Origin of the sequence: Hymenobacter fastidiosus (genome assembly GCF_039539565.1) — a bacterium.
In the GTDB taxonomy this organism is placed as follows: domain Bacteria; phylum Bacteroidota; class Bacteroidia; order Cytophagales; family Hymenobacteraceae; genus Hymenobacter; species Hymenobacter fastidiosus.
Genome location: NZ_BAABDJ010000006.1, coordinates 289,789 through 304,653 on the forward strand (window position 1 = coordinate 289,789; position 14,865 = coordinate 304,653).

A 14,865-nucleotide genomic window follows, 5' to 3' on the forward strand; every position below is an offset into this window, starting at 1 on the left:
GCAATCCTTACTTTTCGCCGCGGGTGTGCTTTGCACTGCCGCTCCCCTCGCCGCCCAGACCAAACCAACCGCCCCCGGCACGTCCGCTGCCGCGCCCCGGATCGACCTCAGCCGGGAGGCGCGCGAAAGCCAGTATTTCGCCGACCTCAGCCAACGTCTGCGGGAAGTGTACCGGGCCCCCGGCGACGGCCGGGCCATTGCGCTGCTGAGCCATGCCATCACTGAGTTCCAAGCCCGCAGGAAAGGCCTGCTGGCCGAAGCGGCCCGACCCGGCCCGTAGCGCCCCCCACCAGCCGCCGGCTCTCTGGGTACAGGCGCCGGAAGCGCTGCTAGCCAGCCCGGCCGCGGCTAAAATGCCGGGCCGCCGTCAGCGCAACCCGGCCCTGGAGTACGCTTTTCGGCGTTTTGATGAGGCACAGCTGACCACGCTGGAACCGTTGGAAACGGCGGCGAAATAGAGGGTCAGGCCTAACTTGGGGGTGGCAGCTCGCTATTCACTGCTGTATCTGTCCAAGCTGCGCCACATAGCCCAGCTTTTCCAGCAAGCCCGCCACGGAAGCATCCCGGTCTTTTGCGGCATCAAGTACGGCCCGGATATCCTGGCGAGCCAGCAGCTGGGCTGAGGCCGCAGCCAGATAGAGCCGCAAGGCTGGCTGGCTTTCCGCTACCTCTTCCAGTATCCTTGTTCGGTAGGTCAGCACGTACAGGATATCCTCAAAGTCAGAGTCATACCGCAGATCATCACCCCGGTTTTGCATCGCGCAAAACTTTGTCCCGAGCAGATGCGGCGCATCCAGAATCCGGATTGAGCTGCCGTCCGGTAGCTCATACGCCACTGCCGTGTGTATGCCACTCGTATACCACTGGTTGCTGAAGCCCAGAATACGTTCGTCAGTTGGCATTACGTCCACGGTATACTCTTGCCAGATCCACCGAATCTGCACTCCGCTTTCCGCATCGTTGCGGAAGCCCTTTTTGCGCAGGCTTTCTTCCAGCTGCGCAAAATCTCCGTAAGAGGCGAGTTCTATTATGCAGTCCACATCATCAGTAGGTCGTGACTCCGGCGAGATTTTCGCCGCGCCATACAAGCCAATGGTTGCTCCTCCCACAAAAACGACCTCCGCCCGCATGCTTCCTAATGCATTGGCCACTGCCTGCAAGGCAACGGTATTCGGGGAGCTATGCATAGATATAGTCTTTCATTTTTTGCTGAGCGAGTTTAATCTCGCGAGCCCGCCCTACCCGCAAAGCATCCGTCAGGGCCAGCAACTCATACAGCCGCTCGTCCTGCCGGGCCGCATAAGGCACCTTATTATAAAGCGGTTCGATGGCTTGGCCCCGCTCACTCCCCTGTGGATCGGGCCAGACATACAGTTCCTGACTGACAATCAGCGACCGTAATGGCTCGGCTGAATGAGCTGTTGGCATTCCTACTACCAGGGGGCCGGGTTCGGCGGGAAATACATAGCGCAGGCCATAAAACAGAAAATCCAGAAAGTTTTGCTGGTACACTTCCCGCTTATCTTCCCCCACCAGGCGCACGATCCGGCTCCGTTGCAAGGAGCCCGAGATTTCCGACTGGCTCAACCCCAGCGCTACCGCCAGATGCGTCTGGGCGGTCTGCCGGATGTACGCGCCTTTGTCGCTTTGCAGCAAGCTCTTCAGGCTGATTAATTTCAGCACCACCACGACATCCTGCGGGCGCATTCCTTTATGAGAAATCATGGCTTGATTAGTTACCAAGTATTGCGTATCGCGATACGCAATATAGAATACAAAAAGTTTTGTTTTAAATCGGGCTCTTCCAGCTGGTATCTTTACCCTTGAGAAACGCTGAGACAAGACGAGAAAAAGCAGGGCAAAAACCCAACTGCACTTATTCAAAACTCAGCATTCAAAATTCAGAATTCCCCCGCCGCCATGCCCGTCTTCTCGCACCTGCACTCCCACACCCAATACTCCCTGCTCGATGGCCAGGCCAGCATTGCCGGCCTCATGAAAAAGGCCCAGGCCGACGGAATGCCCGCTGTAGCGCTGACCGACCACGGCAACATGTTCGGGGCGTTCAACTTCGTGGCCGAGGCCAACAAGTACAACGTGAAGCCGATTGTGGGCTGCGAGTTCTACCTGGTGGAGGACCGCCACAAGAAGGCCTTCAGCCGCGAAAAAGGCGAGCGGGACAAGCGCTACCACCAGCTGCTGCTGGCCAAGGACCAGGACGGCTACCACAACCTGAGCAAGCTTTGCTCGATGAGCTTCATCGAGGGCGTGTACAGCAAGTTTCCGCGCATCGACCGGGAGCTGCTGCTCAAGTACCATAAGGGCCTGATTGCCACTTCCTGCTGCATCGGCGCCGAGCTACCCCAGGCCATCCTGTTTCAGAGCGAAGCCAGGGCCGAGGAGCTGCTCAAGTGGTGGCTCGACGTGTTTGAGGACGACTACTACATCGAAATCCAGCGCCACGGGCTGATGAACTTCGACGGCACCGGCAAAAGCCAGGAGGACGTGAACCAGGTGCTGCTGAATCTGGCCCGCAAGTACAACGTGAAGGTTATCTGCACCAACGACTCCCACTACGTCGACCAGACCGACTTCGCGCCCCACGACATCCTGCTCTGCGTGAACACCGGCGAGGAGCACAGCATCCCGGTCGGCGACTTTCAGACCCAGTATTTCCGCCTGATTTCCCAGGACAGCAAGGTTCACTACGACCACATCGACAACCTGCGGCCCCTGGCCGGCCAGGATGCCTTCATCCGCCGCCAGCTCCAGCGCATCGACGAGGAAGCCCAGAGCCCCAAGCCCCGGGCCCGCTTCGGCTTCGCCAACGACCAGTTCTACTTCAAGACCCAGGCCGAGATGAACGCGCTGTTCGCCGACGTGCCGGAAAGCGTGGACAACACGAACGAAATCGTGGATAAAATCACGCCGCCCAAGCTGCAGCGCGATATTCTGCTCCCCAACTTCCCGATTCCTGCCGAGCACGCCAACGCCGACGCCTTCCTGCGCCACCTCACCTACAAGGGCGCTTTTGAAGGCCCCAAGTGCCGCTACTCCGACCGCACTCCCGAAATTGAGGAGCGCCTCGACTACGAGCTGCGCGTGATTGAAACGATGGGCTTTGCCGGCTACTTCCTCATCACCCAGGACTTCATCAACCACGGCCGCAGCATCGGCGTGGCCGTGGGGCCGGGCCGGGGCTCGGCGGCGGGCTCGGCGGTGGCCTACTGCGTGGGCATCACCAACATCGACCCCATTAAGTACTCGCTGCTGTTCGAGCGGTTCCTGAACCCGGAGCGCGTGTCGATGCCCGATATCGACATCGACTTCGACGACGTGAACCGGCAGAAAGTCATCGACTACGTGGTGAATAAGTACGGCAAAAACCAGGTGGCCCAGATTATCACCTTCGGCACCATGGCCGCCAAATCGTCGATTAAAGACGTGTCGCGGGCTATGGAGCTGCCCCTGCAGCTGGCTAACGACCTGGTGAAGATGGTGCCCGAGCAGGTGGGCACCACCCTGGCCAAGGCCTTTGCCGAAAACCAGGAGCTGGACTCCATCCGCCGCGACGACGCGCCCGACAACCTGCGCGGCCACATCCTGCGTCTGGCCACCCAGCTCGAAGGCTCGGTGCGCAACACCGGCATCCACGCCGCCGGCGTCATCATCGCCCCCGACGACATCACCAAGTACATTCCCGTCTCCACCTCCAAGGACTCGGACCTGCTCATCACCCAGTTCGACGGCAAGGTCATCGAGAGTGCCGGGATGCTGAAGATGGACTTTCTGGGCCTGAAAACCCTGACCATCATCGTGGATGCCATCAATCTGATCGAGCGCAACCACGGCGTCAAGATCGACATCGACGAAATCCCGATTGACGACCTGAAAACCTACGAGCTCTACCAGCGCGGCGACACCATCGGCACGTTTCAGTTCGAGAGTGAGGGCATGCGCATGTACCTCAAGGACCTCAAGCCGACCAACATCGAGGATTTGATTGCCATGAACGCCCTGTACCGGCCGGGCCCGATGCAGTTCATTCCGAACTTCATCAACCGCAAGCACGGCCGCGAGGTGGTAGAGTACCCGCACGAGCTGCTGGAGCCCATTCTGAACTACTCCCAGGGCATTTGCGTCACCGGCGACACACTGGTGCATGATGCCGACACCGGGGCGCGGGTGCGGATTGACGAGTTGGCCGGCCGCGTGGGCACTTTCCGGGTGCAAGGCGTGGATGCCGACCTCAACCCGGCCGTGGCCCCCATCACCCGCTTCTTCGACAACGGCGTGCGCGAGGTGGTGCGGGTGCGCCTGCACGACGGCTCGACGGTAACGATGACGCCCGACCACCAGGTGCTCACCGAAGCCGGCTGGCAGGCAATCGGCCAGCTCGCGCCCGGCGACTATATCGCCGCGCCCCGCCAACTGGCCGTGGCAAACGAAACCGATTACGACCTCCACAAGCTCCGCACCCTGGCCTACCTGCTGGCCGACGGCTCCCTGACTTCCGGCGCCTGCTGCGACTTCGTGTCGCGCAGCCCGGCCCTGGTGGCCGCCTACACCACCAGCACCACCGCCGCTTTTGAAAACCTGACCATCAGCACCTTGCCCCAGGTCCGGGAGGTAACGCGGGTATCGGTGAAGGTGGCCGAGAAGGCCTATTATCACCAGCCCACCAGTCTGCTGGCCTGGCTGCGGGAGCTGGGCCTGAAGACCCCAAAGGGCGGGCTGCCCTCGCGGGAGAAATTCGTGCCCGAGTTCGTATTCGGCCTGAACCCGGCCTGCATTGCGCACTTCGTGGCCGCTTTATGGGACTGCGACGGGCACGTGGGCGAGAAGATCTGCTTCTACAAAACGATTTCGCCCCAGCTGGCCCGCGACGTGCAGACGCTGCTGCTCCGCCTGGGTTTGCGGGCGGTAACCTACGAAACCAGCTACCATAACCCCGGCGACGGGCAGCCCACCCCGGCCTACCAGATCAGCACCTACCAGCTGCGCGAGTTCGACGCTTTGGTTGGCCCCCACCTGGTGGAAAAGCGCCGCCGATACGGTGAGCGGGCCACCCCGGCTACCACCGCAACGGTTGGCCGGCAGGCTTTCGTGGCCGAACTGCGCCAGGCCTGGACCGGCTCAGACAAAGCCCTGATGCGCACCCACGGTTTCGACCGCCAGCACCTGCAACCGGCGCGGCTGGCCCGCAACCCCCGCATCAGTGCGGCCGTGGTGGCTCCGCTGACGCGGACGCTACCGCTGCCGGCTACCGAGCGGAACTTGCGGGTTCGGTGGGAGGAAATTGTCAGCATCGAGCCGGCCGGGCAGCAGCCGGTGTACGACATTGAGGTGGCCGGCATCCACAACTTCGTGGGCAACAACGTCATCCTGCACAACTGCGTCTATCAGGAGCAGATCATGCAGGCAGCCCAGATTATGGCCGGTTACTCGCTGGGCGGGGCCGACTTGCTACGCCGCGCGATGGGGAAGAAGGACATGAAGAAAATGGCCCAGGAGCGGGACAAATTCATCGAAGGCTGTAAAACGCTCCACGGCATCGCGGCCAAAAAAGCCAACGAGGTGTTCGACGTGATGGAGAAGTTTGCCGCCTACGGGTTTAATCGCTCACATTCAGCGGCTTACAGCATTGTCGCCTACCAGACCGGCTACCTCAAGGCCCACTACCCGGCCGAGTACATGGCCGCCGTGCTCACCAACAACATGGGCGACATCAAGAAGGTGACGTTCTTCATTGAGGAAGCCCGCAAGCAGGGCGTGGCCGTGCTCGGCCCCGACGTGAACGAATCCATTCTGAAGTTCAACGTGAATGCCCAGGGCCAGATCCGCTTCGGCATGGCCGCCATGAAGGGCTCGGGCGAGGCCGCCGTGGAGGAAATCGTGCAGGAGCGCGACAAGGGCGGCCACTACGCCGACATCTTCGACTTTGCCCGCCGGGTGAACCTGCGGGCCGTGAACAAGAAAACCTTCGAAAGCATGGCCCAGGCCGGCGCCTTCGACTCGTTTGAGCGTTACCACCGCCGCCAGTTTCTGGAGGCTCCGGCCAATGACCAGAACCTGATTGAGAAGGCCATGAAGGTGGGCCAGCAGCATCAGGCCGCCAAGGAATCTGCCCAGCAAAGCCTCTTCGGCGGCGGCGGTGGCGAAATGGCCATTCCCATGCCCAAGATTCAGGATATGGAACTCTGGAGCCCCACCGAGAAGCTGCGCCGGGAAAAGGAAGTCGTGGGTTTCTACCTCTCCGGCCACCCGCTCGACGACTTCAAGCTCGAAATCGACTCCTATTGCACCTGCGGGCTGGACAAGATCGAGACCTTCAAAAACCGCGACGTGACGGTAGCCGGGCTTATTTCCAATGTGCTGTTCAAGACCACCAAGACCGGCCAGCCCTTCGTGTCGTTCAACGTGGAAGACTACGAAAGCAGCCTGAACCTGGCCCTGTTCCGCGACGACTACACCAAGTTTTCCAGCATCATCAACCCCCGCAACTACGACAAGGAGCAGGTGCCGCCGATGTTTATCCGGGGCAAGTACCAGCAGCGCTTCCGCGACTCCGACCAGTTCGAGTTCAAGGTGATGACCATGGAGCCGCTGTTTCACGTGGCCGAGAAGCTCGCCAACGGCGTGCGGGTCCAGCTCGACCTGCGCACCATCACCGAGCCCTTCATGGACCGCTTCATGGAAGCCGTGGAAAGCGCGCCAGGCTCCAAGAAGCTCGAAATCAAGTTCGCCGAGCCCCACGAGCACCTGGCCGTCGACACCTACTCCCGCCGCTACCGCATCGAGCCCAAGGAGTTTATCCGCCGGATGCGCGCCATGGAAATCGACGCCTGCCAGCTGATTTGATCTTTGACTTTCCCGGCTTTTGAGCAAATGCCGCAGATTTTTTCAGTCATAATCGAAAGAATCTGCGGCATTTGCTTTGACTATCAGCAGGGCTACGCGGCCGTACGACAAGGTTATAAGTCCCTATCTGCCACTCTGTCCTGATTGAACTTTCCGGCCCGGGGCTTGTTGAACTCCCAATCTGCTACCTTGCGGCCTCAATGCTCGTAAGCAGCTGGATAACTCAACCCACAAACCCCCTACTGTTATGGGACACAAAGCCATCGAAATCACCGATGCTAATTTCGACGAAATCATCAACTCCGATAAGCCCGTGCTCGTGGATTTCTGGGCCGAATGGTGCGGTCCCTGCCGTATGGTGGGTCCGGTAGTAGAAGAGCTGGCCGGCGAATACGAAGGTCGCGTCGTAATCGGCAAAGTTGACGTGGACTCCAACCCGCAGACGTCCGCCAAGTTCGGCATCCGCAGCATCCCTACGCTGCTCGTCTTCAAAAACGGTCAGGTGGTCGACAAGCAGGTTGGCGCTGTTCCCAAGCACGTTCTGGCCCAGAAGCTCGACGCCCAGGTTACGGCCTAAGCTTCCTTTTGAAATACCAAAAAGCCCCGTTCCTCACCAGGAACGGGGCTTTTTGGTTTCAGTAGCGATTAGTAACCCTAGTAGGTTTCGTCCGGGTTACCCGCCCGGGCTTCGGTGGGCGGAGTCTGGGTAGCTTTTATTCCCCCGAAGATCTTGAAGTTGGGCGCAAACATGATGGGCAACGTGTAGGTCATAGCGGTGGGAACATTGTACTCGCGGCCCGGCCGGAAAGCGGGCAGGCTGGTGACGACCCGGCGCGCTTCCGTATCTACTTCCGCCGACACCCCCCGCACTACGCGCACCTGGCTCACCCGGCCGTCTTCGCCCACGGTGTAGGATACGTATACCTTGCCCGTAATATTTTTACGGCGCGCAGCCTTAGGATACAGCGTATTGCGCGCCAGATACTGCAACAGGACCACTTCGCCGCCGGGAAACTGAGCCGCCTGCCGCCGCCGGAGCGACCCTTTGTAAGGCGTACCATCAGCGTTGAAGAACGTCATGCCCAGGCTGCGCCCCCGGTCCAGGTGTTCGATGGCGCTGGGCTGGCCCGTATCGTAGTAATAGCGCCATTCACCGTGCTGCTGCCCCGCCACATAGTCGCCGCGGGAACGTTTCTGACCATTGCGGTGGACGCTCAGCCAATGGCCTACCCGCTGCCCGTCGGTATATTCCCCGCGCTGGCTCACGTGTCCGTCCTCGTACCACGAAACGTACATTCCATCGGCCTCGTCATCACGGTAATGCACCTGGCCGGCTTTGGCCCCGTTTGGATGGTACCAGGTCAGGGTACCGTTGCGTACGGCCGGCTCAATGGAAGAAAGCGTGCCGCGCAGCAGTAACGTACCCGCCAGGGAATACTCACGCATCGCATAGCCACTTTCGCCCTTACGGTCTACCAACCGGTAGTGAGTCGCACTATCAGGTACGGTTTCCTCACCGTGGGCGTTGAGGTAGACCGCCGGCATCGTCTGACCAGGGGCGGAGAGCACCGCCATCATGAAAAAGTAAAACGCGGCAAGGCAGACTTTCATAAGGCGCTACGCGGATAGGGGTCAGTCTAGGAAAGATACTGAGTTATCGGGGCGTAGGCAACCCCAGGGCCTGGCTTTGTTCGAAAAATACTATACAAACTATGTTCTAACCAGATTACTCCGTGGAATTCAGACCGCAAAAAACGGCCTTTCCGCGGTGCGGAAAGGCCGTTTTTTGCATTTTCGATCAGGTAAAGGGCCGCTGGGCGCGGCTGCCGTTGTGGCTCAAACTGGCCGTTTACAGCAATTGAATCGGGCGGTTCAGGGTTTCTTCGAGCGAGATGAGGGTTTCTGTTCGCTCAATCCCTTCAATCAGCTGCACCCGGTTGTAGAGCACGTCGCGCAGGTGCTGGGTATCCCGGCATACCAGCCGGGCAAAGACCCCGTAGGCACCGGTCGTAAAGTGAATATTCACGACTTCCGGAATCTCGCGCAGCTGCTCCGCGACACTATGATACACCGAGCTTTTTAATAGGTAGATGCCCAAAAAGGCACTTACCCCGTAGCCCAGCTTCTGATAATCCATCTTAAGCGTTGCCCCTTTTACGATACCTAACTCCTCCAGACGGGCCATCCGCACGTGAACCGTACCACCTGACACATTTACTTTACGGGCAATTTCGGTGTAGGGAATCTTCGCATCTTCTACCAACAGCGCCAGAATCTTCCGGTCGGTGTCATCAAGTTCGTAATTACGGGCCATTTTTTAGTTTGTTGATTGCCTATATTTCTATTAAAGGCGTTTTTAATTAAAATGTTTGCAAATTTACACCTCAATAGCTGAAGATATTTTATTACTTCAGCACAAACACTACATTTGTCATAATCCGATGTAGACGACACGGCTTACCTTGTAGGATGATGGAACTGGCAGACATACCCTCCTCTCTCGGGGGTGGTGATTCGGGAGAAACTGGTCCGGCGGCCGGCTAACTACACCGTGAAGGTTCGACCCCTTCTTCTACAGCTTTAAGTGGATAGTGTGAAGAGGGAAAACAGGAACGTATCTGGGTGGGTACGTTCTTATTGCTGAGCGACTGTATCTGGGTGGGTACAGTCCTTCTATGAAGAGGCTGCATCTGGGTGGATGCAGCCTTTTTTGGGTCTATACTGGCTGAACTTATCCGTGTAGATAACCCTACCCTCTCCCAAATTTTGCGCAAATAACGCCAATTTTGGCCAGGAAGTATAGATAGGAAGGCAAAACTAACCGTTTGGCAAACTGGGACCAGCCTCAGAATCCTCCTTGCTTGGCCGGGCTAAGGCCGCCCTCCGACGGCCACCGGATTGCCCTGCTGACGGTATTGACGCAGGCCCGCATCCAGAAAAGCAACAAACTCCGCGACGGAAGGCTCGTAGGCGATTGGCGTAACCAACGGCTTACCGCTCGCATCCTCAGGATCGAACAAAACATAGTAGGGCTGAGCATTCACGCCGTAGCGCGTTACCTGCAGATCGGCATTTTGTTTGCCCAGCGTAGACTTAAGCTGGTTGTCACGCCGGGAAGTATACCACTCTTGTTTGGGCAGTTCGGTTTTATCGTCGACGTACAGGGCCACCACCACGTAATTTTCGCGCAGACGCTGCAGAACCTGCGGATCGCTCCAGACAGTTGCCTCCATTTTGCGGCAGTTTACACAAGCGTGGCCGGTGAAATCAATAAAAACGGGCTTCCCCTGCTCGCGGGCACAGCGCCTGGCCTGCTCCAGATCAAAGTAGCCCTGCAAACCGTGGGGAAGCTCCAGAAAGTCGGCGTAACGCGGGGCTTCACAAAGCGCGCTGCGGGCCGGAACGGCCACGGCTCCGGCGGCCCGGTTCAGCGAAAAGTCGTGGTTGCTCTGCGGGGGCAGGTAGCCCGCCAGCAGCGGCAGCGGGGCGCCAAACAGGCCGGGCACCAGATACACCATGAAGCCGAAGGCGAAAATGGCCATCAGCAAACGTCCCACGCTCAGGTGGCTCAGGTCGCTATCGTGGGAGAGTTTGTACTTGCCCAGCAGGTAGAGTCCCAACAGGCCGGACAGCGTGATCCAGAGCACGAGATACAGGTCGCGGGGCAGCAGGTTCCAGTGGTAGGCCAGGTCGGCCATACTCAGAAACTTAAGTGCCAGCATCAGCTCGATGAAGCCCAACACGACTTTCACCGTGTTGAGCCAGCCCCCCGAGCGGGGCAGACTTTTCAACCACGACGGGAAGATGGCAAACAGCGTGAAGGGCAGCGCAAAAGCCAGGGAGAAACCCAGCATACCCACCACCGGCAGCACCGTCTGCCCCCGGGCCGCCAGCCCCAGCACCGTAGCCACAATAGGTCCGGTGCAGGAAAAAGACACCAGTACCAGCGTAAAAGCCATGAAGAACACACCGAGCCAGCCGCCCTTGTCGGCCTGCGCATCGGCTTTGTTGACCAGTGCGTGCGGGAGCGTGATTTCGAACAGCCCCAGAAACGACAGGCCGAATACCACGAAAACCACGAAGAAAATCAGGTTGGGGAGCCAGTGAGTGGCCATGAAGTTGGGCCCGTCTTCGCCCAGCAGCCGCGCCACAATCACCCCGATGATGGTATAGATCAGAATAATGGACAGGCCGTAGACCAGAGCTTTCATGATTCCCTGCCGCCGGCTGTCGGAGCTGCCGGTGAAGAAGGAAACCGTCATGGGCACCATCGGGAACACGCAGGGCGTGAGCAGAGCAGCCAGCCCGGAAAGAAAAGCCAGGAAGCCGAAACTCCACAGGCCCCCACTTTCCGGGGCGGCAGCTGCCGCCGTAACCGGAGCAGCAACCGCCCCGGTGACAGCCGATGCCGCAGCAGTATCCCGCTCCGGGGCCTGACTCAAAGCCAGGGCCGGCGCAGCGCTATCAGCAGCTATGGCGGCAGAAGCCATTGGGCGGGGTTCGGTTGCCGACTTAGCAGCCGGGGTAGCCGGCAAGGCTACGGCGGCCGGCGTTGAGGGCGGCGCCACGGCCGCCGTACCCGTCACCGCTATCGGGCCGAAGCTCAGCGTTTCGGCGCCCGGCACGCAGCGGCCATCCACGTCGGTGCAGGTCTGGTATTCTACGTCCGCTTTGATGGTTAACGGGCCGGGCTGCAATACGCGGATGCGCTGGCGGATCTGGCCGGTTTTCTCGAAGTAGGTGATGTCGCCCTTAAATATCTCGTCAAACTTCTTCTTCGTACCGATAGACTTGGGCTTGCCGACCAGCTCATAGGCGGCACTCTTCCCGAGGGTGAGGGTGAAAACCGTCGGCCCCAGATCGGGGTCAAAATCGGTGGCATAGAGGTGCCAGTTGTTGTCGATGCGGGCATTCACCAGCAGCTCTATTTCCTCACCTACCGGTGCCGTGGGCTTACTCAGCGCGGTACTAAGCTTGGTAGGAGTCAGCACCTGGGCCCAAACGGTACCGGCCAGGAACACGCACAGGACGAGCAAAACTATTTTTTTAAACGCAGGCATGCAGCAGCAAAAGGGCGGTGATAACACTGGACAACAAACAAAGTACGGCAGGAAGTGTCACAAACTTGTACTTCCCTGGTCCCGCTTACCGGCCAGAGGATAGTATGCCGGGCCGGAATGGCCAATCTTAGGGCTATTTCTGGCTGCGCCGGAACCGCTTAGGTGAAATCCCGTACTTTTGAAGCATAAAGGAAGCTGTGCCGTCCGTGCCGAAGCCTCCGAACCTATGGCCTTAAATATTCTTTTTACCGTTCTGCTGGTTTTGCTGAACGGGTTTTTCGTGGCGGCTGAGTTTGCGTTCGTCAAAGTCCGGCTCTCGCAAATCGAGATCAAAGCCCAGAGCGGCAACCGTTTGGCCAAGCTGGTGCTGAACATGCTCAAGGATCTGAACTACTACCTTTCCGCCACCCAGCTGGGAATTACGCTGGCGTCGCTGGCGTTGGGCTGGATTGGCGAAAGCGTGGTAGCCGAGGTGGTCATGGCTATCATCCGTCAGTTTGGCATCACCCTCGCTCCCACCGCAGTACACCAGATTTCGCTGGTCACCTCTTTCTCCATCATTACCGTCCTGCACATTGTGCTTGGGGAGCAGGCGCCCAAGGTGCTGGCCATTCAGAAGCCCGAAAACACGAGCATGGCCATAGCCATTCCGCTGCGGGCCTTTGCCTTCGTCACCTTCCCGCTTATCTGGATCCTGAACAAGCTCTCCAATATGGTAGCGGGCCTGTTTGGGGGGCAGGTCACGCACGGCTCCGAAGCCCACTCGGCCGATGAGCTGCGCCTGCTGCTCGACCAGAGCATGCAGAGCGGCGAGATTCAGGATTCGGAGCACGAGCTGATTGAGAACGTGTTTCAGTTCAACGACCGGATGGTAAAGCAGATTATGGTGCCCCGCACCAAGATTGCCGCCATCGACGTGAACGCGCCCCAGGAACAGGTACTCGAAATGGTGTACAGTGAAGGCTATTCGCGGGTGCCGGTGTACGAGGACTCCATCGATAACATCGTCGGGATTCTTTACGTGAAGGACCTGCTGCAGATCATCCGTCGCAACGAGCCGATCGTGCTGCCCAAGATTATGCGGCCGGCGTATTTCGTGCCCGAAACCAAGAAGATCAACCGCCTGCTGCGCCAGTTTCAGCGCAAGCACATGCACATTGCCATCGTCTCCGACGAGTTCGGCGGCGTGTCGGGTATCGTGACCATCGAAGACATTATTGAAGAGCTGGTGGGCGAAATCCAGGACGAGTACGACAACGAGGTGCCGGTGGTGGAAAAGGTATCGGAAACCGAATACCGCGTCAACACGTCCACCTCCATCTCCGACGCCAACGAATACCTGCCCTTCCCCCTGCCCGAAGGCGGCGACTACGAAACCGTGGGCGGCCTGCTCAACGTGATTTACGGCAGCATTCCGGAAGTCGGCGACGTGGCCGCGCTGGACCATTACGAATTCCGGGTGCTCAAACGCTCCCGCCGCGTAGTCGAGCTGGTACAGGTGCGCGTCACCACCTCCCGGGAGCGGGCCGCCGAAGCCGAAGAAAGCCTGGGCCTGTAGCCGCAGCTTGGCCGCACCGGGTAAAAAGGCCACCTTTGCGGCCTCTTCAAATTCCCCGTATGGATGCTTCCCTGACCCGCCGGTTTCTGAACTGGCTGATTGATAACGTGGGCGTACTGCTGCTGCTGACTGTGCTGGTCCGGCTGGGCAGCAACCCCGCCGCCACCCGCCTGTACCTGCGCCTGGCATCGGTGGGCTTGCTGTTCATCTACTACGTCGGGACTGAGTTCTTCTTCCAGCGCAGTCTGGGGAAGCTGCTCACCCAAACCGTGGTCGTGAGCCGCGACGACGAGCGACCCTCCTTCGGCGCCATTCTGCTGCGCACCGTTTGCCGGTTTATTCCGCTGGAACCGGTAAGCTTGCTGCTTAGCGGAAAACGGGCCTGGCACGATTCGCTTTCGGGCACGAAGGTGGTTTTTGTAAATTATTAACTTTAGTTTTGACTCATCTTTTTTTTCCTTTCCTCCATTTCCATCTTTCTATGAAGCAACTGCGTCAGTTTGTCATTATTGCCTTAGCCACAGCCGCCTTATCCAGCTGTGCAACCGTGTTCGGCGGTCCGGTTACTACTTACCAGAAAACCAAGCCCGCCGCCGGTCAGCCCCAGCGGGACATCCGCGTGGGTGCTTTGGTAGCGGATATTCTGCTGTTCTGGCCCGGCGCAGTTATCGACTTCGCTACCGGCGCTATCTACAAGCCCCAGGCTGCGGCTGCGGCTGCCAAGTAGGCGCGCTGAATCAAAAAAAGGGCCTGCACACGCGTGCAGGCCTTTTTTTTGTTGCGTATGGCTTCCTCTGGTTCGGTCAGGTGCCTATCCATCCCGCGTACAGCACGTAGTTATCGGCGGTGCGGCTGATGGTGGCCCGCTGCGCTTCCGTCACCGGCTTTATTTTGCGGGCCGGAATGCCGGCGTAGAGGTAGCCGGCTTCGCACACCGTATTTTCCAGCACCACGGCCCCGGCCGCCACAATGCAGCCCCGCTGCACCACGGCCTGGTCCATGACGATGGCGCCCATGCCGATGAGCACGTCGTCTTCCACGGTGCAGCCGTGCACGATGGCGCGGTGCCCGATGCTGACCCGGGACCCAATGGTGGTAGCGGCTTTCTGGTAGGTGCCGTGCAGCACCGCGCCGTCCTGAATGTTGGTCTGGTCGCCGATGCGGATGCTGTTCACGTCGCCGCGAATGACGGCGTTGAACCACACGGTGCAGTCGGTACCCAGCGTCACGTCGCCCACGATAGTGGCGTTATCGGCCACGAAGCAGTTGGGGCCGAGCTGGGGCAAAACGCCGTGGACCGGCAAAATCAGAGCAGGCATCAGAAAAAGCAGTAGGGTGGTAAAATCAGGAAGCCTGGTTGAAGCCGGGCAATCAAGCGCGAACAAC

General features: G+C 59.2%; 12 protein-coding genes and 1 pseudogene. 7 read left to right on the top strand and 6 right to left on the bottom strand.

Going from position 1 to position 14,865, the window contains the following annotated elements:
* The first annotated feature begins 25 nt into the window (after positions 1–25).
* The gene (locus ABD833_RS04765; protein ID WP_345071328.1) at positions 26–280 is read left to right on the top strand and encodes a hypothetical protein; all 255 of its coding nucleotides are present in this window, start codon (positions 26–28) and stop codon (positions 278–280) included.
* Between the two features lie 214 nt (positions 281–494).
* Here the strand turns inward: ABD833_RS04765 and ABD833_RS04770 are convergent, their stop codons facing one another.
* Together ABD833_RS04770 and ABD833_RS04775 are read right to left on the bottom strand one after the other, a co-directional pair.
* Positions 495–1,187 (bottom strand): hypothetical protein, encoded by a 693-nt coding sequence (locus ABD833_RS04770; RefSeq protein WP_345071329.1) that lies wholly within the window; start codon positions 1,185–1,187, stop codon positions 495–497.
* Positions 1,180–1,842 carry a hypothetical protein gene (locus ABD833_RS04775; protein WP_345071331.1) on the bottom strand — a complete coding sequence of 221 codons (663 nt, stop codon included), beginning with the start codon at positions 1,840–1,842 and terminating at the stop codon, positions 1,180–1,182. Before ABD833_RS04775 ends, ABD833_RS04770 begins: the two co-directional genes overlap by 8 nt.
* 78 nt (positions 1,843–1,920) lie before the next feature.
* Between ABD833_RS04775 and ABD833_RS19300 the strand changes: the two are divergent.
* The 3 genes and pseudogenes from ABD833_RS19300 to trxA all read left to right on the top strand — a co-directional run.
* Positions 1,921–4,144 (top strand): annotated as a pseudogene (locus ABD833_RS19300) (DNA polymerase III subunit alpha); the annotation flags it as partial.
* Between the two features lie 14 nt (positions 4,145–4,158).
* Complete coding sequence (locus ABD833_RS19305; RefSeq protein ID WP_425553569.1) at positions 4,159–6,861, top strand: helix-hairpin-helix domain-containing protein; 2,703 nt, start codon at positions 4,159–4,161, stop codon at positions 6,859–6,861.
* A gap of 247 nt (positions 6,862–7,108) precedes the next feature.
* Complete coding sequence (trxA, locus tag ABD833_RS04790) at positions 7,109–7,438, top strand: thioredoxin (protein WP_135496369.1); 330 nt, start codon at positions 7,109–7,111, stop codon at positions 7,436–7,438.
* A 77-nt stretch (positions 7,439–7,515) separates the two neighbouring features.
* On the opposite strand, the gene ABD833_RS04795 is transcribed toward trxA, so the two are convergent.
* The 3 genes from ABD833_RS04795 to ABD833_RS04805 all read right to left on the bottom strand — a co-directional run bounded on the left by ABD833_RS04795 (position 7,516) and on the right by ABD833_RS04805 (position 11,921).
* Positions 7,516–8,472, bottom strand: coding sequence for a TonB family protein (locus ABD833_RS04795; protein WP_345071333.1), 957 nt, complete (start codon positions 8,470–8,472; stop codon positions 7,516–7,518).
* 238 nt (positions 8,473–8,710) lie between these two features.
* Positions 8,711–9,175 carry an AsnC family transcriptional regulator gene (locus tag ABD833_RS04800; protein ID WP_345071335.1) on the bottom strand — a complete coding sequence of 155 codons (465 nt, stop codon included), beginning with the start codon at positions 9,173–9,175 and terminating at the stop codon, positions 8,711–8,713.
* A 556-nt stretch (positions 9,176–9,731) separates the two neighbouring features.
* The gene (locus tag ABD833_RS04805; protein WP_345071336.1) at positions 9,732–11,921 is read right to left on the bottom strand and encodes a protein-disulfide reductase DsbD family protein; all 2,190 of its coding nucleotides are present in this window, start codon (positions 11,919–11,921) and stop codon (positions 9,732–9,734) included.
* Between the two features lie 226 nt (positions 11,922–12,147).
* Here ABD833_RS04805 and ABD833_RS04810 point away from each other — a divergent pair, with 226 nt between their 5' ends.
* From ABD833_RS04810 to ABD833_RS04820, 3 genes are read left to right on the top strand one after another with little or no spacing between them, the layout of a single operon-like run.
* The gene (locus ABD833_RS04810) at positions 12,148–13,479 is read left to right on the top strand and encodes a hemolysin family protein (RefSeq protein ID WP_345071338.1); all 1,332 of its coding nucleotides are present in this window, start codon (positions 12,148–12,150) and stop codon (positions 13,477–13,479) included.
* Positions 13,480–13,538: 59 nt separating this feature from the next.
* Positions 13,539–13,910 (top strand): RDD family protein, encoded by a 372-nt coding sequence (locus ABD833_RS04815; RefSeq protein ID WP_345071340.1) that lies wholly within the window; start codon positions 13,539–13,541, stop codon positions 13,908–13,910.
* Between the two features lie 50 nt (positions 13,911–13,960).
* Positions 13,961–14,206 carry a hypothetical protein gene (locus ABD833_RS04820; protein WP_345071341.1) on the top strand — a complete coding sequence of 82 codons (246 nt, stop codon included), beginning with the start codon at positions 13,961–13,963 and terminating at the stop codon, positions 14,204–14,206.
* Positions 14,207–14,282: 76 nt separating this feature from the next.
* On the opposite strand, the gene ABD833_RS04825 is transcribed toward ABD833_RS04820, so the two are convergent.
* Entirely contained in the window at positions 14,283–14,798 is a 516-nt protein-coding gene (locus ABD833_RS04825; protein ID WP_345071342.1) for a gamma carbonic anhydrase family protein, read from the bottom strand.
* Between the last annotated feature and the right edge of the window lie 67 nt (positions 14,799–14,865).